Annotated in this window: 30 protein-coding genes; 6 read left to right on the top strand and 24 right to left on the bottom strand. The window is 59.1% G+C overall.

Annotated features, from left to right (window positions below; all coding sequences use genetic code 11):
* Positions 1-208 precede the first annotated feature (208 nt).
* Entirely contained in the window at positions 209-1,534 is a 1,326-nt protein-coding gene (locus ACVHNU_RS11545) for a sigma-54 dependent transcriptional regulator (protein ID WP_003225372.1), read from the top strand.
* Positions 1,535-1,617: 83 nt separating this feature from the next.
* On the opposite strand, the gene ACVHNU_RS11540 is transcribed toward ACVHNU_RS11545, so the two are convergent.
* From ACVHNU_RS11540 to ACVHNU_RS11500, 9 genes are all read right to left on the bottom strand, one after another.
* A complete protein-coding gene (locus ACVHNU_RS11540) occupies positions 1,618-2,931 on the bottom strand; it encodes a coiled-coil domain-containing protein (protein ID WP_262141103.1) in 1,314 nt (437 codons plus the stop codon).
* A 45-nt stretch (positions 2,932-2,976) separates the two neighbouring features.
* On the bottom strand, positions 2,977-3,726 hold the full coding sequence (locus ACVHNU_RS11535) for a hypothetical protein (RefSeq protein ID WP_473019779.1): 750 nt from the start codon (positions 3,724-3,726) through the stop codon (positions 2,977-2,979).
* Positions 3,727-3,770: 44 nt separating this feature from the next.
* Positions 3,771-4,451, bottom strand: a complete 681-nt coding sequence (locus ACVHNU_RS11530; RefSeq protein ID WP_003225366.1) for a C39 family peptidase — start codon at positions 4,449-4,451, stop codon at positions 3,771-3,773.
* Positions 4,452-4,515: 64 nt separating this feature from the next.
* A complete protein-coding gene (locus tag ACVHNU_RS11525) occupies positions 4,516-5,481 on the bottom strand; it encodes a heme utilization protein (protein ID WP_473019778.1) in 966 nt (321 codons plus the stop codon).
* Between the two features lie 60 nt (positions 5,482-5,541).
* Positions 5,542-6,120, bottom strand: a complete 579-nt coding sequence (locus tag ACVHNU_RS11520) for a hypothetical protein (RefSeq protein ID WP_003225363.1) — start codon at positions 6,118-6,120, stop codon at positions 5,542-5,544.
* Positions 6,117-6,575 (bottom strand): hypothetical protein, encoded by a 459-nt coding sequence (locus ACVHNU_RS11515; RefSeq protein WP_003225361.1) that lies wholly within the window; start codon positions 6,573-6,575, stop codon positions 6,117-6,119. Before ACVHNU_RS11515 ends, ACVHNU_RS11520 begins: the two co-directional genes overlap by 4 nt.
* A 334-nt stretch (positions 6,576-6,909) precedes the next feature.
* Positions 6,910-7,434 (bottom strand): AAA family ATPase, encoded by a 525-nt coding sequence (locus tag ACVHNU_RS11510; protein ID WP_473019777.1) that lies wholly within the window; start codon positions 7,432-7,434, stop codon positions 6,910-6,912.
* Positions 7,431-7,994 carry a nicotinamide riboside transporter PnuC gene (gene pnuC, locus ACVHNU_RS11505; protein WP_473019776.1) on the bottom strand — a complete coding sequence of 188 codons (564 nt, stop codon included), beginning with the start codon at positions 7,992-7,994 and terminating at the stop codon, positions 7,431-7,433. The genes ACVHNU_RS11510 and pnuC overlap by 4 nt, the downstream gene beginning before the upstream one ends.
* 148 nt (positions 7,995-8,142) lie before the next feature.
* On the bottom strand, positions 8,143-9,777 hold the full coding sequence (locus tag ACVHNU_RS11500; protein ID WP_473019775.1) for a methyl-accepting chemotaxis protein: 1,635 nt from the start codon (positions 9,775-9,777) through the stop codon (positions 8,143-8,145).
* 304 nt (positions 9,778-10,081) lie between these two features.
* Here ACVHNU_RS11500 and ACVHNU_RS11495 point away from each other — a divergent pair, with 304 nt between their 5' ends.
* Both ACVHNU_RS11495 and ACVHNU_RS11490 read left to right on the top strand, forming a co-directional pair.
* Positions 10,082-10,912 carry an undecaprenyl-diphosphate phosphatase gene (locus ACVHNU_RS11495; protein WP_103485119.1) on the top strand — a complete coding sequence of 277 codons (831 nt, stop codon included), beginning with the start codon at positions 10,082-10,084 and terminating at the stop codon, positions 10,910-10,912.
* Positions 10,909-11,337 (top strand): DUF1294 domain-containing protein, encoded by a 429-nt coding sequence (locus ACVHNU_RS11490; RefSeq protein WP_473019774.1) that lies wholly within the window; start codon positions 10,909-10,911, stop codon positions 11,335-11,337. The genes ACVHNU_RS11495 and ACVHNU_RS11490 overlap by 4 nt, the downstream gene beginning before the upstream one ends.
* A gap of 115 nt (positions 11,338-11,452) precedes the next feature.
* On the opposite strand, the gene ACVHNU_RS11485 is transcribed toward ACVHNU_RS11490, so the two are convergent.
* On the bottom strand, positions 11,453-11,812 hold the full coding sequence (locus ACVHNU_RS11485) for an MmcQ/YjbR family DNA-binding protein (RefSeq protein WP_003225351.1): 360 nt from the start codon (positions 11,810-11,812) through the stop codon (positions 11,453-11,455).
* Positions 11,809-12,717 carry a LysR substrate-binding domain-containing protein gene (locus ACVHNU_RS11480; protein WP_103485116.1) on the bottom strand — a complete coding sequence of 303 codons (909 nt, stop codon included), beginning with the start codon at positions 12,715-12,717 and terminating at the stop codon, positions 11,809-11,811. Before ACVHNU_RS11480 ends, ACVHNU_RS11485 begins: the two co-directional genes overlap by 4 nt.
* Before the next feature lie 125 nt (positions 12,718-12,842).
* On the opposite strand from ACVHNU_RS11480, the gene ACVHNU_RS11475 reads away from it, so the two are divergent.
* Together ACVHNU_RS11475 and ACVHNU_RS11470 are read left to right on the top strand one after the other, a co-directional pair.
* Positions 12,843-13,454, top strand: a complete 612-nt coding sequence (locus ACVHNU_RS11475; protein ID WP_003225349.1) for an FMN-dependent NADH-azoreductase — start codon at positions 12,843-12,845, stop codon at positions 13,452-13,454.
* A gap of 238 nt (positions 13,455-13,692) precedes the next feature.
* Entirely contained in the window at positions 13,693-14,730 is a 1,038-nt protein-coding gene (locus ACVHNU_RS11470) for an alpha/beta hydrolase family protein (RefSeq protein ID WP_003225347.1), read from the top strand.
* A gap of 122 nt (positions 14,731-14,852) precedes the next feature.
* Here the strand turns inward: ACVHNU_RS11470 and ACVHNU_RS11465 are convergent, their stop codons facing one another.
* From ACVHNU_RS11465 to ACVHNU_RS11410, 12 genes are all read right to left on the bottom strand, one after another.
* Positions 14,853-16,040 carry an MFS transporter gene (locus tag ACVHNU_RS11465; protein ID WP_473019773.1) on the bottom strand — a complete coding sequence of 396 codons (1,188 nt, stop codon included), beginning with the start codon at positions 16,038-16,040 and terminating at the stop codon, positions 14,853-14,855.
* Between the two features lie 284 nt (positions 16,041-16,324).
* Positions 16,325-17,911: an ABC-F family ATPase gene (locus ACVHNU_RS11460; RefSeq protein WP_080593251.1), complete on the bottom strand. Its 1,587-nt coding sequence runs from the start codon at positions 17,909-17,911 to the stop codon at positions 16,325-16,327.
* A gap of 12 nt (positions 17,912-17,923) precedes the next feature.
* On the bottom strand, positions 17,924-19,126 hold the full coding sequence (locus ACVHNU_RS11455) for a tyrosine-type recombinase/integrase (RefSeq protein ID WP_473019772.1): 1,203 nt from the start codon (positions 19,124-19,126) through the stop codon (positions 17,924-17,926).
* Between the two features lie 503 nt (positions 19,127-19,629).
* On the bottom strand, positions 19,630-19,947 hold the full coding sequence (locus ACVHNU_RS11450) for a hypothetical protein (protein ID WP_473019771.1): 318 nt from the start codon (positions 19,945-19,947) through the stop codon (positions 19,630-19,632).
* The gene (locus ACVHNU_RS11445) at positions 19,944-20,318 is read right to left on the bottom strand and encodes a phage protein NinX family protein (protein ID WP_473019770.1); all 375 of its coding nucleotides are present in this window, start codon (positions 20,316-20,318) and stop codon (positions 19,944-19,946) included. Before ACVHNU_RS11445 ends, ACVHNU_RS11450 begins: the two co-directional genes overlap by 4 nt.
* A gap of 49 nt (positions 20,319-20,367) precedes the next feature.
* Entirely contained in the window at positions 20,368-20,742 is a 375-nt protein-coding gene (locus tag ACVHNU_RS11440; protein WP_473019769.1) for a hypothetical protein, read from the bottom strand.
* On the bottom strand, positions 20,739-21,062 hold the full coding sequence (locus ACVHNU_RS11435; protein WP_473019768.1) for a hypothetical protein: 324 nt from the start codon (positions 21,060-21,062) through the stop codon (positions 20,739-20,741). Before ACVHNU_RS11435 ends, ACVHNU_RS11440 begins: the two co-directional genes overlap by 4 nt.
* A gap of 51 nt (positions 21,063-21,113) precedes the next feature.
* Positions 21,114-21,809, bottom strand: a complete 696-nt coding sequence (locus ACVHNU_RS11430) for a hypothetical protein (RefSeq protein ID WP_473019767.1) — start codon at positions 21,807-21,809, stop codon at positions 21,114-21,116.
* A 13-nt stretch (positions 21,810-21,822) separates the two neighbouring features.
* Positions 21,823-22,410 (bottom strand): hypothetical protein, encoded by a 588-nt coding sequence (locus ACVHNU_RS11425; protein ID WP_473019766.1) that lies wholly within the window; start codon positions 22,408-22,410, stop codon positions 21,823-21,825.
* 44 nt (positions 22,411-22,454) lie between these two features.
* Positions 22,455-23,372 carry a DNA cytosine methyltransferase gene (locus ACVHNU_RS11420; RefSeq protein ID WP_473019765.1) on the bottom strand — a complete coding sequence of 306 codons (918 nt, stop codon included), beginning with the start codon at positions 23,370-23,372 and terminating at the stop codon, positions 22,455-22,457.
* A 40-nt stretch (positions 23,373-23,412) separates the two neighbouring features.
* A complete protein-coding gene (locus tag ACVHNU_RS11415) occupies positions 23,413-23,790 on the bottom strand; it encodes a hypothetical protein (RefSeq protein ID WP_473019764.1) in 378 nt (125 codons plus the stop codon).
* Between the two features lie 4 nt (positions 23,791-23,794).
* Positions 23,795-24,106, bottom strand: coding sequence for a hypothetical protein (locus ACVHNU_RS11410; RefSeq protein ID WP_473019763.1), 312 nt, complete (start codon positions 24,104-24,106; stop codon positions 23,795-23,797).
* Between the two features lie 102 nt (positions 24,107-24,208).
* Here ACVHNU_RS11410 and ACVHNU_RS11405 point away from each other — a divergent pair, with 102 nt between their 5' ends.
* Positions 24,209-24,538: a hypothetical protein gene (locus tag ACVHNU_RS11405; protein ID WP_473019762.1), complete on the top strand. Its 330-nt coding sequence runs from the start codon at positions 24,209-24,211 to the stop codon at positions 24,536-24,538.
* A 17-nt stretch (positions 24,539-24,555) separates the two neighbouring features.
* Here ACVHNU_RS11405 and ACVHNU_RS11400 read toward each other — a convergent pair whose 3' ends face one another.
* On the bottom strand, positions 24,556-24,957 hold the full coding sequence (locus ACVHNU_RS11400; RefSeq protein ID WP_473019761.1) for a hypothetical protein: 402 nt from the start codon (positions 24,955-24,957) through the stop codon (positions 24,556-24,558).
* Between the last annotated feature and the right edge of the window lie 14 nt (positions 24,958-24,971).

The raw sequence follows: 24,971 nt of genomic DNA, 5'->3' as shown, positions 1-24,971 counted from the left end.
GGCCGGACATTTCGAGCGTTTTTGAAAGCTTGCTGAAAGATAGCAACTCGATAGCTAACTAATAAAATCGCTTCTTATAACTCGTTAGCTTGTATACCTATAAGCAATCGATACAAGGCCCTGTCAATTTCTTGCTAATGTTACAGTCGGGTCTGCCAAATGACTGTTTTTACAATAATTTCCTTAAATTTGGCGCCAAGGAACAGTCATGATCGAAGCGCCAGCGTTACGACGTTTATTGGTAGTCGACCCCTGTGACGACTGCCATCGCCTGTTACCCGGATTGCGCGCGGTGGGCTGGGATGTTGACAGTTGTACCCTGGAAAATGCCGCCGATCGGACATGTGATGTCGGGCTGTTGCGACTGCAACCTTTTCACCTCGAACGCCCCGAAGCGGTCAAGGAACTGATCAGTCGCAGTGGCACCGAGTGGATCGCGGTGTTGAATCAGGAAGTCCTGCGATTACAGAACGTCGGTGACTTCGTCTGCGAATGGTTTTTCGATTTTCATACCTTGCCGTTCGATGTCTCACGCGTACAGGTGACCCTGGGCCGCGCATTCGGCATGGCGCGTTTGCGCGGGCAAGGCACGATTCACGTCGACCAGCCTGAACACGAGTTACTCGGCGACAGCAAGCCGATCCGTGAGCTGCGCAAGTTACTGAGCAAACTGGCGCCGACCGAATCCCCGGTATTGATCCGAGGCGAAAGCGGCACCGGTAAAGAACTGGTCGCACGCACGCTGCACCGCCAGTCCCAACGCCACAGCAAGCCGTTTGTGGCGATCAATTGCGGGGCGATTCCCGAACATTTGATTCAGTCCGAACTGTTTGGCCACGAGAAAGGTGCCTTTACCGGTGCGCATCAGCGCAAGGTCGGGCGCATCGAGGCCGCCAATGGTGGCACGCTGTTTCTCGATGAAATCGGCGATCTGCCACTTGAATTGCAGGCCAACCTGTTGCGTTTTCTCCAGGAAAAACACATCGAGCGCGTCGGCGGCAGTCAGCCGATCCCGGTCGATGTTCGTGTGCTGGCGGCCACCCACGTTGACCTGGAAGCGGCCATCGAGAAAAAGCGTTTTCGCGAAGACCTCTATTACCGCCTCAATGTGCTGCAAGTGGTGACCGCGCCATTGCGCGAACGCCACGGTGATCTGTCGATGCTGGCCAACCATTTTTCTCACTTTTACAGCCACGAGACCGGGCGCCGTCCGCGCAGCTTCAGTGAGGATGCGTTGATCGCCATGGGCAAACACGATTGGCCAGGCAACGTGCGGGAACTGGCCAACCGCGTGCGACGTGGTCTGGTGCTGGCGGAAGGAAGGCAGATCGAAGCACGGGATCTGGGATTACTCAGTCAGCACTCGATTTCGGCGCCGATGGGAACGCTGGAAGACTACAAGACCCGCGCCGAACGCCAGGCGCTGTGCGATGTATTGAACCGGCACAGCGACAACCTCAGTGTCGCGGCGAAGGTGCTGGGCGTGTCGCGGCCGACGTTTTATCGCCTGCTGCACAAGCATCAGATTCGCTAGAGACCAAAGCTCAAAAAGATCGCAGCCTGTGCAGCTCCTGGATGGGGAATCCGTGGAGCTGCCGCAGGCTGCGATCTTTTGCTTTAGAAGTAGTACGGGAATTTCAGGCTGAAGGTGAAGTCCGGCGCATCCGGAGTCATCCCCAGTGACAGGTTGGGCACAATCGTCAGGTTAGGCGTGGCGGCGATGGTCATGCCGATGTTGAAGTAACCGGCGTTGGCATCACTGGAAATCACTGACTGCCAGTCCTGGCCATCAGGCTTGAGGCTGCTGCGGCGCTGAACGAGGTCAGACATCGAGAACGACATACTCATCTTCTCGTTCAGGGCAAATGCTACGCCCATGCCGACCTGGAAACTGTCGCCGATCCTGACCTTGCCCGGGGTTTTCTGATTGACCGTCGAGCTGATATCGCTGAACGACTCCTCCAGGTTGTGGGTGTAGGAGAGGGTGCCGAACAGCACTGCCGGGTCGAAGGTCTTGACCAGCGAGATACCCGGCGTAACCGACCAGACGCCGTTACCGGTCGGCAGGCTTTCAGGTACATAGAGATTGGTGTTGCTTTGCGACTGGATCAGCTTGATGCCAAACGGATCCTTGCCGGTTGGGGCCTTGACGCGCAAGGTGAATACCGCGTCCGGCAGGTTGGCCGATTCGTCGAGGAACTTGTAGGCAATCCCGGCGTTGATGTCGCCAATCGTCGGATCCTGATCAACGTCGCCCTGGGTTGTGACGTTCGCACCGCCGTTGTTGCCACCACCGGACTGGTAAGTCGAGGCGCGATAGACCACGGGCACGTTCAGGTCGAACTGCCAGCGGTTGTTGTAGTTGTAGCGGCCAGTGAGATCCAGCGTGTAGGTGTCAGCCTTGATCCGGTCCAGGTTGATGTTGCCCAGAAAGATCGAGTCCAGTGCGAGGAAGCCGTTGAGTGTCAGTTGGCGAGTGTCGTAGTGGGAATACGTCAGACCGGTCTCGAAACTGAACTTGCCGCCGCCGAAGAAGCCGCTGGCCTCGTCATACAGGTTGGTCACACTTTGCGCCGGTTGCGAATCGTCTGCCAGCGACTGTCCGTAGGACGCACCACTTCCTCCCGCCGCGCCCCCCGACGCTGCGGCTGCACCCGTACCGGTCGCAGCGACCGATTGATTGCTCTTTCTCAGCTCTGCAGGGGATTTGACCAGACGCTTGGGCTGCGGGGTCGCAGGCTGGTCTTCAACCTGCCGAACCCGCTGCTCAAGTACCGCCAATGCCTTTTGCTGCGTCTCGTATCGCTGTTTAAGCTCAAGGAGCTCCTGCTTGAGTGTTTCAACATCCGGATCCGTCGCAGCCTGTAACGCTGCGGCCGGAAAAAGTGTGCTCAAACATACGACTGCGCGCAGTGATGCCGATCGATACATGAAAAAGCCGTCCCTTTAAGCCCAATGATCGAAAATCAGCGTAGTTCAATATCCTGCATTGCGTAGTCCCTTGAGTTGATTAAGATTCTGCGCGGCGCTCGCGGCCGGATTCAGGTTGTTGTTGATCACGACATTGAGCAGGGTCTGGTTGTTGACCAGATTGCTGTTACCCAGCAGGGTGGTGTTTTGCAGCAAGCCGGCCTGAGCCACTTGTTGCAGTGCCGAACCCTGGTTGTTGCTGGCCTGGATGGCCATCTGCACGCCGCCGCTGATGGCCGATACGGCGACGCTGCCGGCGGCGTTGCTGGCGCCGATGGTCTGGCCACTCATCAGGGCCTGACCGGAGGCCGGAGCCATGGTCGGTGCGGTAGTCGATTGCGTCACGTTGATCGCGACGTTGTTGTTGGCACTGTTGCTGTCGCCAGCGGCGCGTACGCTTTGCGTCACGCCTTGCGTATTGCTCAGTCCTGCGCCGCCAATCACGTTGCCGGTGCCTTGGGTATTGTTCGTGGAACCGTTGCCGAGCTGGCTGATGGTGGAGACATAGAATTGGGGTTTTACGGTGGAGGCCTGAATCTGCATCGAGCTGGTTGCCCCTATCAGGTCGCCACTGGCGTTGCGCCAGGTACTGCTCATGACGACGCCGAAGCTGATGATGCGCCCCGGCATGACAAAACGACCGCGTAGCTGGCTGAGTTCCTGGTCGTTGACTTCTATCGGTTTGAATACTTCATTGGCAAAGCTTGACGTACTTGCCGCCAGGCAAGCGGCCGCCAGCCAGTATGAGGCTTTCATCTGCTGCTCCCGGAGCATCCTGCCCCTCTTATCATTATTGGACGCTAAAAGAAGTCGCTCTGAATGAAACCGAATTCCATCAGTTCGGCGTCTCTGACAGGGGCGAACTCATCGAGTTTGTTCTTTGCTGTCAGTGGTGCCGGAGGGTCGCGTAATACGTTGGCTTTGTCGTAACCGGGGCCTACGATGGCAAATACGATGCCGTTCCAGCCGTTGACGAAGTCAGCGTGGCTGTAGCGTTTGTGGCCCAGTACGGGATCGCCGATGTACACCCAGTCCTTGTCTGCCCGCTGCAATACGACGAAGTGTTTGTAGCCGCGGATGTCCATCAGGACTACGACCGGTATCGAAACTGCATCAAGCTTTTCAGGCGGAATCTTGTAGCCCCTGGCGCGCATGCCGATGCTTTCTATGTAGCGTTTCATGTCCAGCATGGAGAAACCCTGTGTACGCACAAGATCCTGGTCTGCGTTGACCAGCATGCCTTTTATGATGTGATCCTCATCGACGTCGAGCCAATAAGCCTGGCGCAACACGGTTGCCAGTGCGGCGGCGCCGCAACTGAAATCGGTTTTTTGCTCGACAATGTCGCTGAACTTTCGCTCACGAATACTTTGTACCTGCTTGTAGACCAGGATGCCGCCAGGAAGGGCGGCTACGGGCATCTGTGCAGCTTGCGTGGCGCCGCACAGGCACAGCAGGACGGTGAGGGCAGTCATACGCATGATCGATACGCCTTGTCGGAGTGTGGAAAAGCCCCGTTGCCGGGGCTTTTGCAGACGGTCGCGATTAATGGCCGGCCGACGAGATGGAAGTTGCGTTGACCTGCATGTTGCCAACGCCTGCCGCACTGTTGAAGCCGACGTTGCCGGACGAGCCGTTCGCTACGTTGGCAACATTGGAGGTGTTGTACACCGGTGCAGTCCAGCCGGTTGGAACCAGCACTTGTTGGGTGGTGGTGCCGGCCAGTGCCAGTTCGCCTACTGCTACGAAGCCAGAAGTGCTGCTGCCACCTTTGCCGCCTTTGTCGCCCCAGCTGCCGTGGCCACCATGATCGTCGCCTTCGGTTTTTGCCACGCCGGCTGCCACGAAGCCACCGGTTGCGCTGAAGGTGCCTTTGAGGGTGTCTTTGGAGTAGGTCTGCACGCCTTGGTTTTCAACAACCAGGTTGGTCGAGGACTGGCTAGCTGCAGAGGCAGCCTGGGCTACACGGCCACCCGACGAAGCGATTGCCAGGTCGTTTTTCTGTTGGTTGAAGTTGCCGGCAGCGGAGTTGGCGTTGATGTTACCCGAGCTGCTGTTGGCGACATTGTTGAGGGTCGACGAGTTGACGGTCGACTGGTTGTTTACATAGTTATTGTTGTTGTATTGGGCCGCGCTGGCGGCGGCGGTCGAGGTGCCGAAGATGAAGCTTTCGTCGGACGAAGCGATCGCTGCCAGGTTGGCTTGCTGGTTGCCGTCACCGGCCGCCGAGTTACCGTTGATGTTGCCGCTGGAACTGTTCATCGCATTGGACATCGACGAATTGTTCTGGGTGCCTTCGTTGTTCACAACGTTGGTGTCGCTGTTTTGGGTATCCACCGAAACGGCGCTGGCGCCTGCACCGATCTGCAGCAGTTGTTCCAGAGTCGGGCCTTTTGGTGGAGGAGGGTTGTGGCCGTGACCGCCTTCATTGCCGCCGCCTGCTTGTGCTGCCATTGCCATCACTGCTGCCAGAGCGAAAACCAGTGGTTTGAGGGCCATTGTAGATTTCATTTTGTTTCCCCTTGCTCATGTGTTGGTTAAGTGTTGGTACTTTCTTGCACTGCAATTGGGTCAGTTAGCGACCCGGATGCTCAGGGTGTTTGAAACCTGATTCCCCACCCCGGCACTCTGGTTCACCTGAATCACTCCCCGGCTGCCGGTGAAGGCCTGGTCGCTGGTAATGACCTGGCGGCTGCCTTTCGAAGTGTCAGTTGCTCCTGAGCTGATTGACGGCGTCACGTTCTGTTGGGAAAGCACGCTGTCGTCGATACTTTGCGGCCCGGTACTGGTGCTGATCCGCACCACGTTGGCCATCTGGTTGCCGGCGCCGGCCGACTGGTTCACGCCCAGTACGCCACTGCCGTTACTGAAAGAGTTGCCGCCAATGGTGGCTGTCGCGTTCATCCGCGGATCGCTGGCCGTGTTGATGTTCTGGTTGATGGTGGTCGTCGCCGAGGCGCTGGGGCCGTTGGCAATGGCCCGGACGTTGGCCTGTTGCGATTGGTCGCCAGCCGCCTGGTTGACGCCGAAGTTGCCGTTGTATTGGGCACCGGAATCCTGGATGTTGGCGCTGTTCTGCACCGGCACACTGGAGTCGGCCATGGCGCTGGTACTGGCCAGCAGGGCAAGGAAGATCAGGGAGCGGTTCATTTCATGGCTCCGCCGAGAGCGCCCAGTGGGGCCAGGCCATTACTGACGGCGCGGTTCACGGTGTTGGAAATGGATGAGCCCATGCCTCCACCGTTGCCGCTTCCACCACCCGCACCCGGCATACCGTTGTTGATGCCATTGAGTGTGTTGACGGCGGAGCCGCCGAACGCGTTGTTCACCGAGTTGGCAATCGAAGAACCGCTGGCGATGCCGGCGAATTCGTTATCGCTCAGTTCGGCATGCGCAGTGGCTGCGTTGACGGTCACTGACGGGTTGGCGTTGACTGTGGTCGGGTAGGGGTCTTTGCCGCCATTGCGGCCAATCGGTATGGGTTGAACTTCCCGATTGAGAACGATCACGCCGTTGCCATCGGCGTGGGCGGTGAAACTGATCAGAGAGCTGGCTGCAGATCCGATCAGCAAGAGGCAGGTCAAGCCTTTATTGATATTCCCCACGGCGGCAATTCCTTCTTTAGTGGGCTGGCTCTTGTCAGCGTTGTGAAGGAGAGAGCGAAAGCTGTGCCGCTTTTGAGTTGTTCTTGACTTTCAATGGGTTAGTGCCGAGCCGTGCAGCGCTGTTACATAATCTGTCTCAGCGCTGAAACAGTCGTGCAGGCGCGTGCGGGGTCAGGGGCGGTGCGAAGCTCTGGAACAAGGGTTTGCGCTGAGGTGTTTCACGGCAGTAACAGATGTCCTGACAGAACGATGAAGGCCATTGAAATGGCTGCTTTGCGCGGGGATGGGTGTTTCAGGAATGGACACTTGAGCCCCGAAAGGAGCCCTTTGACGGTCAAGCAGCCAACAAACGCCTCACTGCATCCAAGGCCTGAGACCGACGTTCATCCCAGTTGCCCTGAATGATTTGCAGCGGTTGCCGGTGTTGTTCCAGCCAGTCGCGGGTGGCTTGAAAGAACGCCATGCGTTCACTGAGTTGCGGCTGGCAGCGTTGGCCGTCGTTGGTCCAGTCGATCTGTTCCGGCGACAACAGCAGGTGCAGGTCGTAATGCCGCGCCAGCAGCTCGGACTCGAGCCAGTGCGGGCAGTCGCCGAACAGCGTCTGGCTCCAGAGGATGTTGCTCAGCAGGTGGGTGTCGAGAATCAGCAGTTCCGGTTGCTGCGCCCGTGCCTGATCCTCCCATTGCAACTGCCCTCGGGCGATGTCGGGGATGTCATTCAGGCAGGTGTCGCGCGGATTCTGCTCGATGAACCAGCGCACGTATTCATCCACCCGCAGGCCACCAAAGTGTTCCTGCAGGCCTGCCGCCAGCCAACTCTTGCCCGTGGATTCCGGGCCGGTCAGTACAACGACTTTCATCGCTGCAACGCCGGATCGGCGCGCCACTCACGCCAACCTTGCACGGCAATCAAGGTGAACAGGGCGTAGAGCGCCGCAGTGAGGTAAAGACCCTTGTAAAGAAACAGACCGACGAAAATCACGTCCAGCACGAACCACAGCGCCCAGCATTGCAAGCGTTTCTGCGCCATCCAGAGTTGTGCGACTAGGCTGAACGCCGTCAGCGCGGCGTCGAGCCACGGCTGCGCCGCATCGGTCCAGTGTGCCATGGCTGCGCCGAGCAGCAGACTGCCGAGCGCTCCGACACTCAGGCCGAGCAGGATCGAGCGCCGGTCCAAACGGGTGACATCGCGTCCGTCATGCATCGTCCCGGCGCGGGTCCATTGCCACCAGCCGTAGACTTGCAGCGCGGCGTAGATCACTTGCAGCAACATGTCCGAGTACAGCTTCACGTCATAGAAGATCCAGCTGTACAGCAACACCATGATCAGGCCGATCGGCCAGCACCATGGATTCTGTTTGACCGTCAGCCAGACGGCGATCACACCGAGGGCGGCGGCAAACAGTTCAAGCCCGGACATGGGGGTTCCTTGGGGGAATTGAGGAGGGAGCGGATTGTACCCAAAAATCTGTAGGAGTGAGCCTGCTCGCGATGGCGGTGGGTCAGCCACTCTTGGTTGACTGATACGACGCTATCGCGAGCAGGCTCACTCCTACAGGGGAGCGCTGTTAGACGCGGAATTGCCGCAGAAGCTGATTCAACTGCTCGCTCAATTGCCCAAGCTTCACGCTCGCCGCGCTCGACTGTTCCGCCGCCAGCGCTGTGCTGTGGGACAGCCCGGCTGCTTGCGTGACGTTCTGATTGATGTCTTCGACCACATGCGCCTGTTGCAGTGTGGCGCTGGCAATCGAGGCGTTCAGGCCATTGAGATTGCGCAGCGCCTGGCCGATGGCGTTGAGGCTGGCGCCGGCGAGGCCGGCCTGTTCGATGGTCAGTTGCGAGGCCTTGCTGCTGTCACCAATGACCTTCACCGCCGCTTCGGAATGATTCTGCAGGCGTTCGATCATGGTCTGGATTTCCGCCGTCGATTTTTGCGTGCGCTGCGCCAACAACCGAACTTCATCGGCCACCACCGCGAAACCACGGCCCTGTTCGCCGGCGCGGGCCGCTTCGATGGCCGCGTTGAGTGCCAGCAGGTTGGTTTGCTCGGCAATCGAGCGGATCACCTCCAGCACACTGCCGATCTGCGTACTTTCCGCCGCCAGGGTGCGAATCACCTCGACCGCCTGATCAATGGTCCCCGACAGTTTATCGATCTGTTGCAGACTGCCGTCGATGTTGATCTGGCCCTGTTGTGCCTGGGCTTCGGCATCGCGCATTTCAGCGGCCGCATGTTCGGCATTCTTCGCTACGTCCTGCACGCCGTAGGTGACTTCGTTGATCGCCGTCGCCACCAGTTCCATCTGCTGCGATTGCTGCTGGCTGCGTTGCTGGGCCTGGGTGGCATCGTTGCCCAGTTCACTTGAGGACTGGCCCAGCGCACTGGCCGAGATCTGCAAATCGCCTATCACCCGGCGCAACTTGGCGGTAAAGGCGTTGAAGTGATGAGCCAGTTGCGTCACTTCGTCCTGGCCGTGGGTGTCGAGACTGCGAGTCAGGTCGCTTTCACCGCTGGCGATGTTGGCCATGGCGTTCACGGTTTCCTGCAGCGGACGCACGATGCTGCGGGCAATCAAAATCACCAGCAGGGCCATGATCACGGCGATCACCAGGCCTATCACCGAAGCCTTGATCACCTGACCCTGGAACTCGCCCTGCACATCGTCGATGTAAACGCCGGAGCCGAGCACCCAGCCCCATGGCTCGAACAGTTTGACGTAAGAGGTTTTCGCCACCGGCTCGCTGGCGCCGGGCTTGGGCCAACGGTAATCGACCATGCCGGCGCCCTTGCTTTTGGCGATTGCGACCATTTCGTTGAACACCGCGAAACCGTCCGGATCACGGATCGCCGAGAGGTTCTGGCCTTCGAGCTTGGGGTTGGTCGGGTGCATGACCATCACAGGCGTGAGGTCGTTGATCCAAAAGTAGTCGCTCTGGTCGTAGCGCAGACCGCGAATGGCGGTCAGCGCCTGTTTCTGTGCGGCGTCGCGGGTGAGGGTGCCGGCGGTTTCGAGGTCGTGGTAGTAGGTCAGCAGGCCGCTGGCGGTCTGCACCACATGCTGGGTTTTCTGCGCCTTGGCGTGATACAGGTCGTCGTGGATCTGCTTGAGCATCAACACGCCCAAGGTCAACAACATGACCACTGCCACAATCAAAATGAGCCACAAGCGTCGGCTGATCGACACACTGCGCAAGCTGTTCATAACGCTGTCACTCCGATTTCTTTTTCTTGTAATAAATCAACGCCAGCATCCAACCACGTTTGGGTGATCGGGCATACGCGACCCAAGTCGAATAACGCCGCAGCACTATTAAGGCTTGTCTGTTAGGATTTCGGCCCCGCGCGTAAAAACCTGAATCCAAGTTGATATTTCACGGAATTTTGACCGTTTCGTGTGGATCCTGTGTGCGCGGAATCGGTACAGCAACAAACAGCTACGCTGAACGCAGTGAACGTAAAAAAATATTATCGGGGCATGCCGCCGTGCATCGCTCTTTGGGGGATTGATGGATCTTTGGACCGCCTTGCAGGCGCTGATTCTTGGAGTTGTAGAGGGGCTGACGGAGTTTTTGCCCATTTCCAGTACCGGACACCAGATCATTGTTGCCGACTTGCTCGACTTCGGCGGCGAAAGGGCCATGGCGTTCAACATCATTATTCAGCTCGGCGCGATCCTCGCGGTGGTGTGGGAGTTTCGCCGCAAGATTCTCGACGTGGTGATCGGCTTGCCGACCCAGCCGAGTGCTCGGCGTTTCACCGCCAACCTGCTGATCGCGTTTCTGCCGGCGGTGGTGTTGGGGGTGATTTTTGCCGATTTGATTCACCAATACCTGTTCAACCCGATCACGGTTGCGACTGCGCTGGTGGTGGGTGGCGTGATCATGTTGTGGGCCGAACGCAGGCAGCATGAAGTGCACGCCGAAACCGTGGACGAGATCACCTGGAAGGACGCGCTGAAAGTCGGCTTCGCGCAATGTCTGGCGATGATTCCCGGCACTTCGCGTTCCGGCTCGACGATCATCGGTGGCCTGCTGTTTGGCCTGTCGCGCAAGACCGCGACCGAGTTCTCGTTCTTCCTGGCCATGCCGACCATGGTCGGTGCGGCGGTGTACTCCGGTTACAAGTATCGCCACCTGTTTGTGCCGGCGGATTTCCCGGTGTTTGCCATCGGCTTCATCACTGCGTTCATCTTCGCCATGATTGCCGTACGCGGTCTGCTCAAGTTCATCGCCAGCCACAGTTACGCAGCGTTTGCCTGGTACCGGATCGTTTTCGGTCTGGTGATTCTGGCGACCTGGCAGTTCGGCTGGGTCGACTGGTCGGCGGCCAAGGCATGAGTGACTCTCGCGCCCGTCGCCCCGAAGGACGTCCATCCGGTGGTGGGATTCAGAACCTCAAGTTGAAACTGATCGTTCTCCTGATCGTTTGCGCAATGCCGCTGTTCGGTTCGGTGTCGATGTGGCTGCGCGGAATCTCGCTGGTGCCGCTGGCCGCCTATGGGATCGTCAGCGTGCTGGCGTTCTTTCTGTATTGGGCTGACAAGCGCAAGGCTCGTGCCGACGCCTGGCGAACGCCGGAGAACGTACTGCACGCGGTGGAGCTGGCGGGTGGCTGGCCGGGTGCGCTGATTGCTCAGCAGGTGTTTCGGCACAAGACGCGCAAGGTTTCGTATCAGATTCTGTTCTGGGTGATTGTGGTGTTGCATCAGGTGTTCTGGATCGACCAGTTGTTTCTGGGTTCGAACCTGATTTCATTGTTCTGAATCACCACAAATCCCCTGTAGGAGTGAGCCTGCTCGCGATGGCGTCGCATCAGTCAAAGAGATGTCGACTGATACACCGCTATCGCGAGCAGGCTCACTCCTACAAGGATCGGGTTTAGAGCAACAATCCGATTTGGGTTTTCTTCGGCAACTTGCTCACCACCAACTGATGCGAACGCTGCAGCAAGCCCTGCAGTTCCTCGGCACCCAGCGGGTAGGGTGGGTGCATGATGATCCACTGCGCCCGCGCCAGATAAGGCGCCGGATGAATGCCCGGGCGGTCGCAATGGCCGAGAAACAGATCCTTGTCGACCTTGAACGCCAATGAGTCCCCACGCAGCCCCTGCAGGGCGAACATCTTGTTGCCGGCAATCGAGAACACCCGCACGCCGCCCCATTTGTAATCTTCCCGCGCGCCCGGCAAGGCCAGGCAGAAGGCGGCGACGTCCGCTTCGTTCATCTTTCCCTGTTTCATAACAAACGCTCCCCGCACGCATTGAACGAATCGACCAGGTGATCGATCCACGCTCGCACCGCCGGCATCACGCCACGCCGATGCGGATACACCGCCTGCAACCAGCCGCCGGGCAACGACCACTCGGGCAACAGTTGCACCAGCGCGCCGCTCTCGAGGTCGGCTTCGCAATACATCATTGGCAGCAGGGTGAAGCCCTGGCCGGCGAGCACACAGGCCTTGCGCACGATGAAGTCGTCGATGCCCAGTCGCGCCTCCATGTTCAGCTCGACGCTGTTGCCTTGCTGGTCGAGCAAGCGCACATGGACCATGCGATCGGCTTCCAGTGCGCCGAGCACCGGCAGATGCTTCAGATCCAGCGGGTGGGCGATGGTTTTGCCCTCGACGAATGCCGGGCTGGCCACCACGACCATTTGCGCCTGACGCAGACGCCGGGTCACCAGCAACGGATCTTCATCACCGAGTTCGCGCACACGCAACGCAACGTCGAAACCTTCGGCGACCAGATCCACCCGGCGATTGAGCAGTACCACTTCCAGTTGCACTTGAGGGAATTTGCCGAGAAATTCGCTGATCACCCACGGCAACATTTCCCGCGCCAGACCGGTAGGGCAGGACACGCGCAAGCGGCCCCGTGGCTCGCTGGACATGCTGGCGACCGCTTCGTCGGCCATTTCCGCTTCCAGCAGCATTGCCTGACAGTGGCGCAAGTAGCGCTCACCGACAGCGGTAAGGTTCAACTGGCGGGTGGTGCGTTGCAGCAATCGGGCTCCGAGGCGTTCTTCGAGTTCGGCGATACGCCGCGACAACCGCGACTTGGGAATGCCCAGCAGACGCCCGGCCGCCGCGAAGCCGCCAGCCTCGACCACCTTGGCGAAATAGTAGAGATCATTGAGATCCTGCATGAGAAGTCCACCGTTCTATCAGTGGGACGAACTATCGCATTGTCAGCGGCTAATCAGCTATTGGTTTCTTCCGTAGGATTGTCTCCATTCCGTCGCCGTCGGCGATTCTTTCCAGGAGATCCCACATGAAACTGCTGCACATCGATTCGAGCATTCTGGGCGACAACTCGGCTTCCCGTCAGTTGAGCAGCCAAGTCGTCAAAGCCTGGCAAGCCGCCGAGCCAACCGCCGTGGTGACCTACCGCGACCTGGCCGCAGACGCCATCAGTCACTTCTCGTCGACCACTTTGGTAGCCGCTGGCACTACCGCTGAACTGCGCGACGCTGCGCAACAGCACGAAGCCGAGCTGAGCGCTTCGACTCTGGCCGAATTCATCGCCGCCGACGCCATCGTCATCGCCGCGCCGATGTACAACTTCACCGTGCCGACCCAACTCAAGGCCTGGATCGACCGCGTTGCCGTTGCCGGCCAGACTTTCCGTTACACCGAAGCCGGCCCGGAAGGCCTGTGCGGTGGCAAGAAAGTAATCATCGTCTCCACCTCCGGCGGCATCCATGCCGGTCAGGCCAGCGGTATCGCTCACGAAGAGTATCTGAAACTGGTCCTGGGCTTCCTCGGCATCACCGACATCGAAATCGTCCGCGCCGAAGGCCTGGCTTACGGTGATGAAGTGCGCAACAACGCGATGAGCGCCGCTCAGGCGAAGATCAGCGAGCAACTGTTCGCCGCTGCGTAAGCATTACGTAAAGACCAGCTGCCGTTCAGGTAGCCCCTCAAAAAACTCTGTATTCTGGTTCTGCAAGGGCCAGATGCGGAGTTTTTTGTTTCTGACTGTTGCATAATCTGGCCCGGGTTATGCAGTCAAACGATCAACGTCTGAGTGCAACGCCGCGCCGGATTACCGAACCACAGGGTTGCGGGCGTGTCGGAACACAAAGGATCTTTCGATTGAGTAACACAGGGTGGGCCATCCCATGATGCGTCTTTGTGCAGCGTTACTGATTTGCCTGCTCGGCAGCCTCGGTTCAGTGCATGCCGCGCCCGGGCGACACCCTGTCTGGAGCGTCGGTTATCACGAGATGACGTTCCTCGATCCGCTGGATCTGCAACCGATGCGTGCCATCGCCTTCTATCCCTCCAGCGACCGCGAACACACCAGCCTGCTTGAGGGCTACACCGTCGAGGCCGGCGCCGACACCAAGGTTGCCATCGGCCGCTTTCCGATGCTGATGCTGTCCCACGGCAACACCGGCACGCCCATTGCGCTGCATGACCTCGCCACCTCGCTGGCGCGCAAGGGGTTTGTGGTGGTCGCGGTAATTCATCCCGGCGACAACTCCAAAGACCACAGCCGCCTCGGCACCCTGAGCAATCTGTACGGGCGGCCGATCCAGATTTCCGAAGCGATCACTGCGACGCTCGGCGACCCGATGCTCTCGCCGTTCGTCAACGCCGATCAGGTCGGGGTGATTGGCTACTCGGCCGGTGGCGAGACTGCGTTGATCCTTTCTGGTGCGCAGCCGGATCTGGACCGCTTGCGCCGTTACTGCCAGGAGCGCCCGGACGACCGCGATGCCTGCAACACTCAGGGCGAATTGATCGTCGACCGTGACGATTTGCAGCCAGTGGCCGACCCCCGGGTGCATGCCTTGCTCCTGATGGCGCCGCTGAGCCTGAAGTTCGGCCGTCACACCCTCGCGGATGTGCATGTGCCAGTGCTGCTTTATAGCGGTGATGGCGACAAATTGGTGGCCTTCGATAAAAACGCCGCTGCACTGGCGCGCAAACTGCCAACCGCACCGGACTTCAAATTACTGGCCGGGGCAGGGCACTTCGTGTTCATGGCGCCGTGCAATGAAGAGCAGATTCGTGCGATGCCGGCGCTGTGCACCGATGCTGACGGCGTGGATCGCGAAGACATCCACCGCAACCTGATCTCCGAAGCCGGGCAGTTCTTCTCGCGGACGCTGGGCAAGCCGAGCCGGGCGGGGATGCAGACCGCGGATCAATAAAAGACGCAACTCCCCTGTGGGAGCGGGCTTGCTCGCGAATGCGGTGGGTCAGTCAATCTAGATAGCGACTGACCCACCGCATTCGCGAGCAAGCCCGCTCCCACAGTGATTTGTACGAAGGTTCAGTTCATCGCCCGGCGTTTGAGCAGCAAGGTCAATCCCAGCCCGATCACCGACAACAGCGCCGCACTGAAAAATATCCACGCATAGCCCAGATTCAACGCCACCGCGCCCATCAACGGCCCGGCAATCGCCAGCGCCAGGTCAAAGAACACCGCATAGGCACCCAACCCCGAGCCAAGGCTGGAACTGGGCACCTGCTTGATCGCCTCGACCCCCAGCGCCGGATACACCAGCGATAGACCAAACCCGGCGAGTCCCGCGCCGATCAAGGCAAACGCGGTAGACGGCGCCAGCCACAGCAGCACCAGCCCAACGGTTTCGATGCTCATGCAGGCAATGGCCGAATTGAAGCCGCCAAAACGGCTGATCGCCGAAATGAACAGCAGCCGCGACACGATGAAGCACATGCCGAAGACCGTCAGGCAATACGCGGCGCCGCTCCAGCCACGGTTGAGGTAATAAAGAGTAATGAAGGTGGTCAGCGTGCCGTAACCGATGGACGCCAGGCTCAAGCTGGCCCCATACGGTGCAATCCGCCCGAAGACTGCCCAAAAAGGCAGCCGTTCGCCGCGCACCACTGGCACCGAAGGTTTATTGCGGATCAATACCAAAGCGCCCGCAGCCAATACCGAAAGGGCGATGCCCAGGCTGGCAAAGCCGTAGTCGGCGACCATGACCACGCCCAGTGGCGCGCCAATCGCAATCGCGCCGTAGGAGGCAATGCCGTTCCAGCCGATTGATCTTGCCGTGTGTTCGACCCCGACCTGGCCCATGCACCAACTGATGGTGCCGACCCCGATCAAGCCCTGTGCCACGCCAAGCAGCAGGCGCCCGACGATCAGAATCATCAGGCTCGGCAACGGAAAATCCTGCAACAGCGTCGAAATCAGTGTCAGCAGCCCGCTGAGGACAATCCCGCACAAGCCATAGACAATCGCCCGTTTGGTGCCCAGCGTATCCGACATGCGCCCGGCCATCGGCCGACTGAGCAGGGTGGCCAGATACTGCGAGCCGATCACCAGACCGGCAACGATCGCGCTGAACCCCAATTGTTCATGCACATAACCGGGCAACACCGCGATTGGCAGGCCGATGCACAGGAAGGCGACAAAGGTGTAGAAAACGATGGAGACGATCTGCAGGGTGATCGTCAGGGAGCTTTGCGGAGGCTGTTGCTGCGCAGACATGTGAACTCGTTCGCGGGCGGCGGTGGGAGAGTCGGCATCATGGCTTGGCGTTGAAATAAAAGGAAGCAGGCTAACTATTTTTCCTGGTCCGGGAGTGATGCGTTGCTGATGGCCTCATCGCGAGCGGGCTCACTCCTACAGTTGAAATGCGTCCCCCCTGTAGGAGTGAGCCTGCTCGCGATGGTGTCGTTACCCGTATAAATACTGGCGCTGGAATGCAAAAAGCCCCGTCACATGGACAGGGCCTTAGCTTGAAGCTAGCAACTCAACACTCGAAGCTGCTCTTAGAACACCACACCCTGACTACGCAGGTAGTCATCATAGGTGCCGCTGAAGTCGGTCACGCCATTCGGACTCAACTCGATGATGCGCGTGGCCAGGGACGATACGAACTCACGGTCGTGGCTGACGAAAATCAGCGTGCCCGGATAGTTTTCCAGCGCCAGGTTCAGCGCCTCGATCGATTCCATGTCCAGGTGGTTGGTCGGTTCGTCCATGATCAGCACGTTCGGCTTTTGCAGGATCAGCTTGCCGAACAGCATGCGACCTTGCTCACCACCGGAAATCACTTTGACCGACTTGAGGATCTCATCGTTGGAGAACAGCATGCGGCCCAAGGTACCGCGAATCATCTGCTCGCCCTGCGTCCACTGACCCATCCAGTCGAACAGCGTGACGTCGTCTTCAAAGTCGTGCGCGTGGTCCTGAGCGTAGTAGCCCAGTTCCGCGGCGTCGGTCCACTTGACGCTACCGGCATCCGGGGTCAGTTCGTTGACCAGGGTGCGCAGCAGGGTGGTCTTGCCGATGCCGTTCGGGCCGATGATCGCTACGCGCTCGCCCGCTTCAACCTGGAAGCTGAAGTCTTTGAACAGTGGCTTGCCGTCGAAACCTTTGGCCATCTTTTCAACCATGACGGCCTGACGGTGCAGCTTTTTGTTCTGCTCGAAGCGGATGAACGGGCTCACGCGACTGGAAGGCTTGACCTCGGCCAGCTGGATCTTGTCGATCGCCTTGGCACGGGAAGTGGCCTGTTTGGCTTTCGAGGCGTTGGCCGAGAAGCGGCTGACGAACGATTGCAGCTCGGAAATCTGCGCTTTCTTCTTGGCGTTGTCCGACAGCAGTTGCTCGCGGGACTGGGTCGCCACGGTCATGTACTCGTCGTAGTTGCCCGGGAACAGGCGCAATTCGCCGTAATCCAGGTCAGCCATGTGGGTGCACACGCTGTTCAGGAAGTGACGGTCGTGAGAGATGATGATCATCAGGCTGTTACGCTGAGTCAGAACGTTTTCCAGCCAGCGAATGGTGTTGATGTCCAGGTGGTTGGTCGGTTCGTCGAGCAACAGCACTTCCGGATCGGAGAACAGCGCCTGAGCCAGCAATACGCGCAGTTTCCAGCCTGGCGAGACTTCGCTCATCGGGCCGAAATGCTGTTCCAGCGGAATACCCAGACCCAGCAACAGTTCACCCGCGCGGGATTCGGCGGTGTAGCCATCCATCTCGGCGAACTCGGTTTCCAGCTCGGCCACGGCCATGCCGTCTTCTTCCGACATTTCTGCCAGCGAGTAGATGCGGTCGCGCTCTGCCTTGACCTTCCACAGCTCTTCGTGACCCATGATCACGGTGTCGATCACGGTGAATTCTTCGTAGGCGAACTGGTCCTGGCGCAATTTACCCAGGCGCACGTTCGGCTCGAGCATGACCTGACCGCCGGACGGGTCGAGGTCGCCACCGAGGATTTTCATGAAGGTCGACTTGCCGCAACCGTTGGCGCCGATCAGGCCGTAGCGGTTACCCGCGCCGAATTTGACCGAAACGTTTTCGAAGAGCGGCTTGGCGCCGAACTGCATCGTGATATTTGCTGTGGAGATCAATTACTTTACCTATCAATGGGTTGCGAGCCGCACATTTGGCGCTTGGGCCATTCCTGGGGCATTTTGGAGCTTTTCCATCTCGCCCCAGTCACCGCTGGAATTCAGCCAGCGGGCATAGGTCGAGAGCAGCATTTGGACGCTGTGTCCAAGCTGTTGGGCAATAAAGGCGGGATTCATGCCAGACATTATGCATATTGTCGCATAAGTATGACGGCAGTTGTACGGCGGCCGATAACGAACCTTCAGCCTTTCCAGTGCCGGCCCCCATTGTTTGTGCAGGTCCGAGGTCTGCTTGACGTGCTGGCTCATCTTGGAAGGGGGGAACACGTAGGGGAAATCCTTGATCGCCCCGGCCCCAGCCTTCCGGCGCTCCGCGTACTGCTCAGCAAACGCCAGAGCGTGCAATGCGCGATCATTGAGCAGCACATACCGATTTTTCTTCGTCTTGGTGCGCTCCTTGATCACGCCTTGGGCGATCGCGCGACAGACGTGAGCCTGGCGCTTCACCCTGTCCACGGCATCCCAGCGGAGGGCGATGATCTCCTGCGGCCTCATGCCAGTGAAGAAAGCGAACTCGAAGAAAGCCGCGTAAATCGAACTGGGCCAATGCTCAGTGCTGTATAGCTCCGCGATTATCTTGTTGGCCTCTTCCAGCGTGAACGGATCAGGCTCACCCTTCTTGCGCTTCGGCGCGTCCAATAGCTCGGCCGGGTTCTTCCCGATGAGCTCTTCTCGTACAGCATCATCCAGAATGGTGCTCAGTCGGACGATGGCGTTACGTTTCACGCCTGGCGACGACCACTCAATCTCCCCTACGATTTTTCGCAGCAGCATCGTGCTGATCGCCGTCAAGCGAGTGAGTGCCAGGTATGGCATCCAGTACAGGTTCAGCGCGCTTTTGTAATTGAGGTGCGTGCCTTCCTCAATTTCCCTACCGCTCAGCCACGCCTGCGCATACTCCCCGAACAAAACCTCCTTGCCCCCGGACAATGCCGACCCGGGGAACAGTTCTGCGTATTTCGCTTCGTCGAGCAGGCCATGCTTGATCAGGCTGACTACTTGATCTCTAAGACTGGTGGCAGCCTTGATGCCCGCTTTCGTGGTGGGAAGCGTGAGTGTTTCGGATCGACGCTTACCGTCCCAACTAAAACGGATCCGGATGGTGTCGCCCCTGATTTCCAACCCGGCGGGCAAACCCAAAGGCTTTCGAGCCATTCGTCGTATCTCCTGATGCTGTACATGATGTTGTGCCCGAACTTGTTCCATACCCCTTCGGGGATCTGGTTTCTGCTGCGTCGGGTCTGCAGGGCCTTCATGGTTGTACCGAGGCGTTCGGCCATTTGCTTTTCGGTGATTTTGTCGGGGTCTGGTGCTTGTAGAACTTGCAGCTCTCCAGGCATAGCGGTGTCCTCTGCCCGGGGCGGGCGGTATTGCTCCATGCCGCGCGTGGCGGCAGAAGGTGGTTATTCGGTGCGGAAGACTTCGGCTCGAACCGCACGCCATTCCTGTTTTGTGGTAACCGGTTCGCGGCCAAACCATTGCTCGGCCTCTTTCGCAAGATCCTCGCGGGCCTGGCCCCATCCGCCACCGAGGCGAAGCGCCAGAACTCGCACTTGATCGCCTAGCGACTTGCACCGCCCGATCTTGGTTTCTGCGCAAATAAACATGCGTGCACCTCGCCCGCCGTACACCGGCAGGCTGTTGAGTTGGGGGAGGGGTTACTGCTGGATGAGTTCGGCGGGGACGCTCACCGTGGCGCCGCGCTTGGCGAAGACCACCGCGCGGAACACGGCGATGGTTCGGGTTTCGCCGGGCTGGCGGTTGAACGGGTCGTTCGTCGCGTCGGCCAGCCACGCGTGCCGGTGGCCAACATCGACCCAGACGCCGTACTTCGTGATCAGTTGATCGGCATCGGGCAGGGCGAAGAGTTGCAGCTGACCGGTACCGGGCTGCTGATCACCCTCGATCGCGTTGATTACCCAGTCCAGCGCCGGCCCGGCCAGTTCCTCGGTGCGGACGCTGACCATGCGCTTCATGGGACGAGTTCGGCGGGCACGCTGACGACCATTCCAAGCCTGTCTGCGACTATGGCGCGACAGATAGCAACCAGCGGCTCGTCAGCGTTCAACCATTCGGTAGGCGCATTCGGGCGATGCGGGTGCGCCACCCATCCACCACGGACTGGACCGAAACCAATTTTGATGTTGGCGATCAGCGGGCCGCACTGGCTCCAGTCGCTGGATGGCTCGTACAGGTTGGTCCAGCAACCGCTGCCGTCTGACATTTCATAGATACAGGCAATGGCATCGCTCTTCAGAACGATATCGCCACAGCCGGCAGCGGTTGCCACGGCCCAATCCAGCGCCTGTCCCGACAAATCTTGCGTTTTCACTTTGATCATATTCATCGCCACGGCCCCCTGTAGATCAGGTAGGCCATGTAGAGCGGGGCGAAGATCATAGTAGGTCTGCTCCTGCTTCAAGTAGGGCGTCGCGGTCTTCACGCAGGTTGGCGAGCTCGGCCTTGAGTTGGTCGCGCTCCCTGATCAAAGCCTTGATGGCCGTCGAGATGTTGTGGTGACCCAGCGTGATGGTGATGGCCTGGGCCTCGTCGAACAGCTTGACCTTCTGGTCTCGGTCGTCCGCTGCTCGTGCGGCCAGTTCTTTTTCGTGGATCTTGAGGCAGCGCTTGCAGGTGACGTATCGCCAGTCATTGGTGAGCTGATCGTCGGCCATGTCGCCGTCTGTGCCGCAATAGACGTGCTCTGGCGGATCCTGATCAGCTTCGGTGCCGCCGTCCCACGGGTAAAGGTGAACCGCGCGCTTGGTCATGGCGTCACCTCGCGGCGTGCCCACCAGCAGACCGGGCCATCGTCGGTGTCGTGGATCGACAGGCAGAACCAGCCTTCACCATCTGGACGATCCGGCTCCCAATAGCTGCAATCCGGATCGTGGGAGTCGAAGTAGCGCTCCGATATCTCGTCCGGCGCATCCTCAATACTTGTCATCTTCACGACCAGGTGCTGCTCGGCGAGCCACTTCTTGCACTTCTCGCCATCACCTTCATCAAATGGCGGCAGTTCCGGGTGCCAGAACATGCCGTTTTCATCGCGCACAACCGGTGCCGGCTGAATCAGTTTTATCGTTTCCATGGGCGAGCTCGTCCTTGCCGCTATAGCGGCTGACTTTGAAGGGGGAGGGAGTTAAGGCTTAGCGTGAATTTCGAGGAGGTGTTCGACTTGGTTCGACATCTGGCCACCGTCTTGCGCAGCCTCAACAAGTTCGAGCGCCCAGTCTTCCAGCCAGTTGCGCGGCACGCCGATAATCTGGGTGTCCGGTGCATCGGAGCAATCCAGCGGCCACGCCCTGAGAACCTTGTACCCGGTGTAGGTCAGCAGGGGCTCACCGGTTTCTTTGTCAGTCCACTTGCCGTCTGCGTCGAGCATCGCGAACGTCAGCACTACATCACGTTCGCCGTCCCAGTTGTCGATGTGGCGAACAGCGTAGAGACCTGGCTTGTAGGAAGGCGGCTTGCCGTCCGTGCCGAGCGCTTTCGCCGCGATATCCCTGATCATGTCAACGGAGGCGATCAGCATGCTGCGTCCGTCTTCGGCAAAGGCGTTAGCTCGGTCGTGGATCCGCATCAGCGCGACTCGCTGCTCGGAGATCAGCTGATCCGCTGCGTTCAGGCGCTGCTGCAGGGCGGCATTCTCGGCGGTGACCCGGTCGAGTTCGGCGCGATTAATCAGCTCGACGTAAACGTCATCGGTGCCGGTGACCAGGCGCTGCTGAAGCTCTTCGATCAGTTTCATGTCCGGCTGAATGTCGTTCTCGCCAAGCTCGGTTGCGTCGAACGCGCCGCCGAGTACCAGAGTTGCCAGCGTTTGTATTCCGCTCATCATGCAATCCTTTTCAGTTGTCGGTGCCGGTGTAGGTGCGCCAAGGCACCTTCACGCCGTTTACGAGGAATCCCCAGTCACCGCGCCACTTGCTGGTGATGAAGAGGGTGATGACGCCGCCGGGTGATACCTGGTCGATGCGGTGGTATTCGCCGTGGTTGAGGCGGGCGGTGTCGCCTTCGGAGCGTTTCAGCCACTCGCAGGCGTCCTTCATGAGCCACTCAACGATCCTTGGATCTGGATTCGGAACCATCGTCGACCTGACCGCTTTCTTCCACCAATCGCTCGCCGGTCGCTGCTCGTTGTACCAACCGCGCAGGATGATGGTTCTGGCGTTCCACGGATGATCGTGCAGATCCCGATCTTCGTCCGGCCGCAGGATGTGGTGAATGCGGAACGACCACGGGCACCACCACAGCGCAGGCTTGTGCGTCTCCCGGCTGTACGGGTTGAACAGCCACCAGCGGCCCATGTACATCTCGGTGCCGTCGGCGGACATGATGTGCTGGTACGGGGTGAGCTTGGCGCGGGCGATGAGCCAGTCGGCGATGGCCGGGCGCGCGAGTACCTTGGCGATGAATCGCCACAAGATGTTCAGCATGGATGGCGTCCTATGCCGGGGCATACCCGGACAGTTGAAGGTTGTTATGCCGCGGCGAGGTAGGCTTCTATTACTCGCTGTCCAGCCAGCGGCGGCACCGCATTCCCGGCCATGTGCACTGTCAGGCGATGGTTGTCAGGTCGCTTCGTGTCGGCGGGGAATGACATGGCAAGCAGGTTCTCATCGGCGGATAGCATTCGCATTTTGTCGCCGTTGACGATGGCCCAGCGATCCCGCGTTGTGATGGTGCCGATCGGCCGGGACAACGAGCGACCGCTCTTCGTGTTGCCGTAGTAGCTGAAGATGAACTGGTCGCCGTAGGTCGCACGCCCGGCCTTAACTCGCTCGAGTGTTGCGGTGGCGCGTCCTGGCTTTTCGATTGGCGTCCAACTACCGGCATTGAGATCAAGGAATGTGGAGGCTGGAATGTGCAGCCTCCGCTGAAGGTCGAGGATCAGCGGGGCTTTGCTTTTGGTGAGCACCAGAAACAGGCGAACACGGTTTTGTGGGACGCCGAGGTCTGCACAGTCGACGATATGTGGCGAGACCTGGTACCCAAGAGCTTGAATGGCTGCGAGCCAAGCGGGATACAGAGCCCAGCTCAAGAACTCAGGGACGTTCTCGAGCAAACCCCCTGCTGGTCGGTGAAACTCCAGAGCCGAAACAACTGCCCACGCGGTTGAGCGGCTGGCGTCATGCTGCGGATTGCCCGAAGACTTGCCTCGCGCTTTGGAATGCCCTTGGCAGCACGGGGAAGCAAGAAGCAGATCATGCCCAGGCACGTTTTCCCACTGCGCCTGGTGCAGATCTTGGCAGACGTGCTGAGTATGCGGATGGTTAGCGCCGTGCCACTTGACCGCCTCCGGCCAGTGGTTGGCAGCCCAAAGAACTTCGACGCCCGAATCGCGCGCACCGGTGCTCCATCCGCCGAGGCCGGCGAACAAATCAATTGCTGTTGTCATGATGGTTACTCGCCGGCGATTACCGGTCGCTGGATGGTGATCAGGCGGCGTGAGCTGGAGATGGGTGCCAATCGGCAAAGCCGACTTTGGCTGCGCCAGTTTTTGGGTTGATGATCGGCTTGTTTTTTGCGTCAACCAGCACTGCCTTCGTCCTGATCTTCAGGTCGCGACAAACGATGCTCGCCCTCGCCATTTCGATGAACTGCTGGGCGTACTGAGGAGCGTCAAACATTGGAGAGAGACGCACACTCTTTTTGCTGGCCATGATCCTTGCTACCTCTGCCGCAACCGCTTCCTCCCACTCAGGGATTGTTCGCTCAACCAGTTTCCCACCTTCCATTTTGTGGGTGCTGGTGGTCTCCTTGGCCTCTTCGCGAGCCCAGCTTTCACTCATTCCAAACACGGCAAAAGTAGTCATTGGATCACTCCAGGCAGTCGAGGGCTTTTTGAAGAAGGATGTGCACTGACAGTTCTTCATTCTCGTCACGATTCATCGCGCGCCGGATCAGCTCGCAAGCCTCCTCAGCACTGTCGCGCAGGTTGTCCAGCTCTTCAGATTCATCCTCGGCATGGCTCTCCAGTCGGCGGATGTCTTCGCGAAGGCCTTCAAGCTCTGCGCTCGGGTCGATGCATTGCGCGGTAAGGCGTCGGGTCAGCTCGGCAGCGGCGGACGGTTCTAGCGCGGCGTAGTGCAGACACTCTTCGTCGCTCAGGGCATTTGCGGGAATGCTCATTGGCAGTCCTCCAGGCATACGCCTGCCTCGCCGGCTGGCGTGATTCGTAGAAGTGGGGTATTTGTGTTCGGCCCGGCATGGGCTGGAACATGGAGTGAGCGGATGAACGATTTAGATCTTCACCAGATGAGGCTGAAGGGGCTCGAAAAGGATGAAGCCGACTGCAATAGGCTCAATATCCTGCACCGCTTCATGCACATGTCGGCGCTTTCGCCTTCAACACGGACTTCGCATGCTCAACGCAGCGGTGAATTGTTCACTGCTGACGAGATAAGAGATTGGATGAGCCGCGACGATAATAGCATCTGCTGCAAATGCTCGTTCACTCTGGTTTTGGTGGATGAGTTAGGTAATCCACGCTCATCTGGACTTGTGCAAAGGGTCGTGTCAGCGAGGGAAGAATTTCTAGCCCGCCGCAATCAATCTGCCTGACAGATTCAAAGATCAGGTCATGCTCGCCGGACTTTGAAATGCAGCATCGCCCTGATGCTGTGGCAGTAATCCTGAAGCCGCTCGTAGGCCTTGTACTTTGCTTGGCCTCGAGTAGCAGCCCATACCCTGACCAAGTCTTCGCGGGCTTCCCGGTTCCAGTCGAGGTCATCCCAGTCATGCTTGAACGGTAAGACCAGCCACTCCTTGAGCGGTAAAGTGTCGGCCATTTCGCCGTATTGCATTTCATGGGTTGGGTGGTAGTTGCTGATCCGCTTCTTCGGGTCTTCGTCCAGCACCACACCGATGTAGTGGCCGCGATCAGCCAGGATGACGCCGGGCTTCCCGTAGGCGATGACGCGGCGGCCAATTTCGGCGGGCACCTGATAGTGCTGCCGGACGTATGCGCAGTTGTGGCTCATGGATTTTCTCCAGT

The organism is Pseudomonas sp. Ors-4-3C, from assembly GCF_055755035.1.
This window is presented reverse-complemented; position numbering and strand designations above follow the sequence as displayed.

Bases quoted from the DNA above. Each gene is read 5' to 3' on its own strand.
- ACVHNU_RS11435 (WP_473019768.1), bottom strand. From the start codon at position 21,062: ATGGAAACGATAAAACTGATTCAGCCGGCACCGGTTGTGCGCGATGAA.
- pnuC (WP_473019776.1), bottom strand. From the start codon at position 7,994: ATGTCCGGGCTTGAACTGTTTGCCGCCGCCCTCGGTGTGATCGCCGTC.
- ACVHNU_RS11540 (WP_262141103.1), bottom strand. From the start codon at position 2,931: ATGTATCGATCGGCATCACTGCGCGCAGTCGTATGTTTGAGCACACTT.
- ACVHNU_RS11500 (WP_473019775.1), bottom strand. From the start codon at position 9,777: ATGAACAGCTTGCGCAGTGTGTCGATCAGCCGACGCTTGTGGCTCATT.
- ACVHNU_RS11445 (WP_473019770.1), bottom strand. From the start codon at position 20,318: ATGAATATGATCAAAGTGAAAACGCAAGATTTGTCGGGACAGGCGCTG.
- ACVHNU_RS11465 (WP_473019773.1), bottom strand. From the start codon at position 16,040: ATGTCTGCGCAGCAACAGCCTCCGCAAAGCTCCCTGACGATCACCCTG.
- ACVHNU_RS11490 (WP_473019774.1), top strand. From the start codon at position 10,909: ATGAGTGACTCTCGCGCCCGTCGCCCCGAAGGACGTCCATCCGGTGGT.
- ACVHNU_RS11450 (WP_473019771.1), bottom strand. From the start codon at position 19,947: ATGAAGCGCATGGTCAGCGTCCGCACCGAGGAACTGGCCGGGCCGGCG.
- ACVHNU_RS11475 (WP_003225349.1), top strand. From the start codon at position 12,843: ATGAAACTGCTGCACATCGATTCGAGCATTCTGGGCGACAACTCGGCT.
- ACVHNU_RS11485 (WP_003225351.1), bottom strand. From the start codon at position 11,812: ATGAAACAGGGAAAGATGAACGAAGCGGACGTCGCCGCCTTCTGCCTG.
- ACVHNU_RS11455 (WP_473019772.1), bottom strand. From the start codon at position 19,126: ATGGCTCGAAAGCCTTTGGGTTTGCCCGCCGGGTTGGAAATCAGGGGC.
- ACVHNU_RS11520 (WP_003225363.1), bottom strand. From the start codon at position 6,120: ATGAACCGCTCCCTGATCTTCCTTGCCCTGCTGGCCAGTACCAGCGCC.
- ACVHNU_RS11510 (WP_473019777.1), bottom strand. From the start codon at position 7,434: ATGAAAGTCGTTGTACTGACCGGCCCGGAATCCACGGGCAAGAGTTGG.
- ACVHNU_RS11400 (WP_473019761.1), bottom strand. From the start codon at position 24,957: ATGAGCCACAACTGCGCATACGTCCGGCAGCACTATCAGGTGCCCGCC.
- ACVHNU_RS11480 (WP_103485116.1), bottom strand. From the start codon at position 12,717: ATGCAGGATCTCAATGATCTCTACTATTTCGCCAAGGTGGTCGAGGCT.
- ACVHNU_RS11470 (WP_003225347.1), top strand. From the start codon at position 13,693: ATGATGCGTCTTTGTGCAGCGTTACTGATTTGCCTGCTCGGCAGCCTC.
- ACVHNU_RS11525 (WP_473019778.1), bottom strand. From the start codon at position 5,481: ATGAAATCTACAATGGCCCTCAAACCACTGGTTTTCGCTCTGGCAGCA.
- ACVHNU_RS11440 (WP_473019769.1), bottom strand. From the start codon at position 20,742: ATGACCAAGCGCGCGGTTCACCTTTACCCGTGGGACGGCGGCACCGAA.
- ACVHNU_RS11405 (WP_473019762.1), top strand. From the start codon at position 24,209: ATGAACGATTTAGATCTTCACCAGATGAGGCTGAAGGGGCTCGAAAAG.
- ACVHNU_RS11415 (WP_473019764.1), bottom strand. From the start codon at position 23,790: ATGACTACTTTTGCCGTGTTTGGAATGAGTGAAAGCTGGGCTCGCGAA.
- ACVHNU_RS11420 (WP_473019765.1), bottom strand. From the start codon at position 23,372: ATGACAACAGCAATTGATTTGTTCGCCGGCCTCGGCGGATGGAGCACC.
- ACVHNU_RS11425 (WP_473019766.1), bottom strand. From the start codon at position 22,410: ATGCTGAACATCTTGTGGCGATTCATCGCCAAGGTACTCGCGCGCCCG.
- ACVHNU_RS11530 (WP_003225366.1), bottom strand. From the start codon at position 4,451: ATGCGTATGACTGCCCTCACCGTCCTGCTGTGCCTGTGCGGCGCCACG.
- ACVHNU_RS11430 (WP_473019767.1), bottom strand. From the start codon at position 21,809: ATGAGCGGAATACAAACGCTGGCAACTCTGGTACTCGGCGGCGCGTTC.
- ACVHNU_RS11535 (WP_473019779.1), bottom strand. From the start codon at position 3,726: ATGAAAGCCTCATACTGGCTGGCGGCCGCTTGCCTGGCGGCAAGTACG.
- ACVHNU_RS11495 (WP_103485119.1), top strand. From the start codon at position 10,082: ATGGATCTTTGGACCGCCTTGCAGGCGCTGATTCTTGGAGTTGTAGAG.
- ACVHNU_RS11410 (WP_473019763.1), bottom strand. From the start codon at position 24,106: ATGAGCATTCCCGCAAATGCCCTGAGCGACGAAGAGTGTCTGCACTAC.
- ACVHNU_RS11545 (WP_003225372.1), top strand. From the start codon at position 209: ATGATCGAAGCGCCAGCGTTACGACGTTTATTGGTAGTCGACCCCTGT.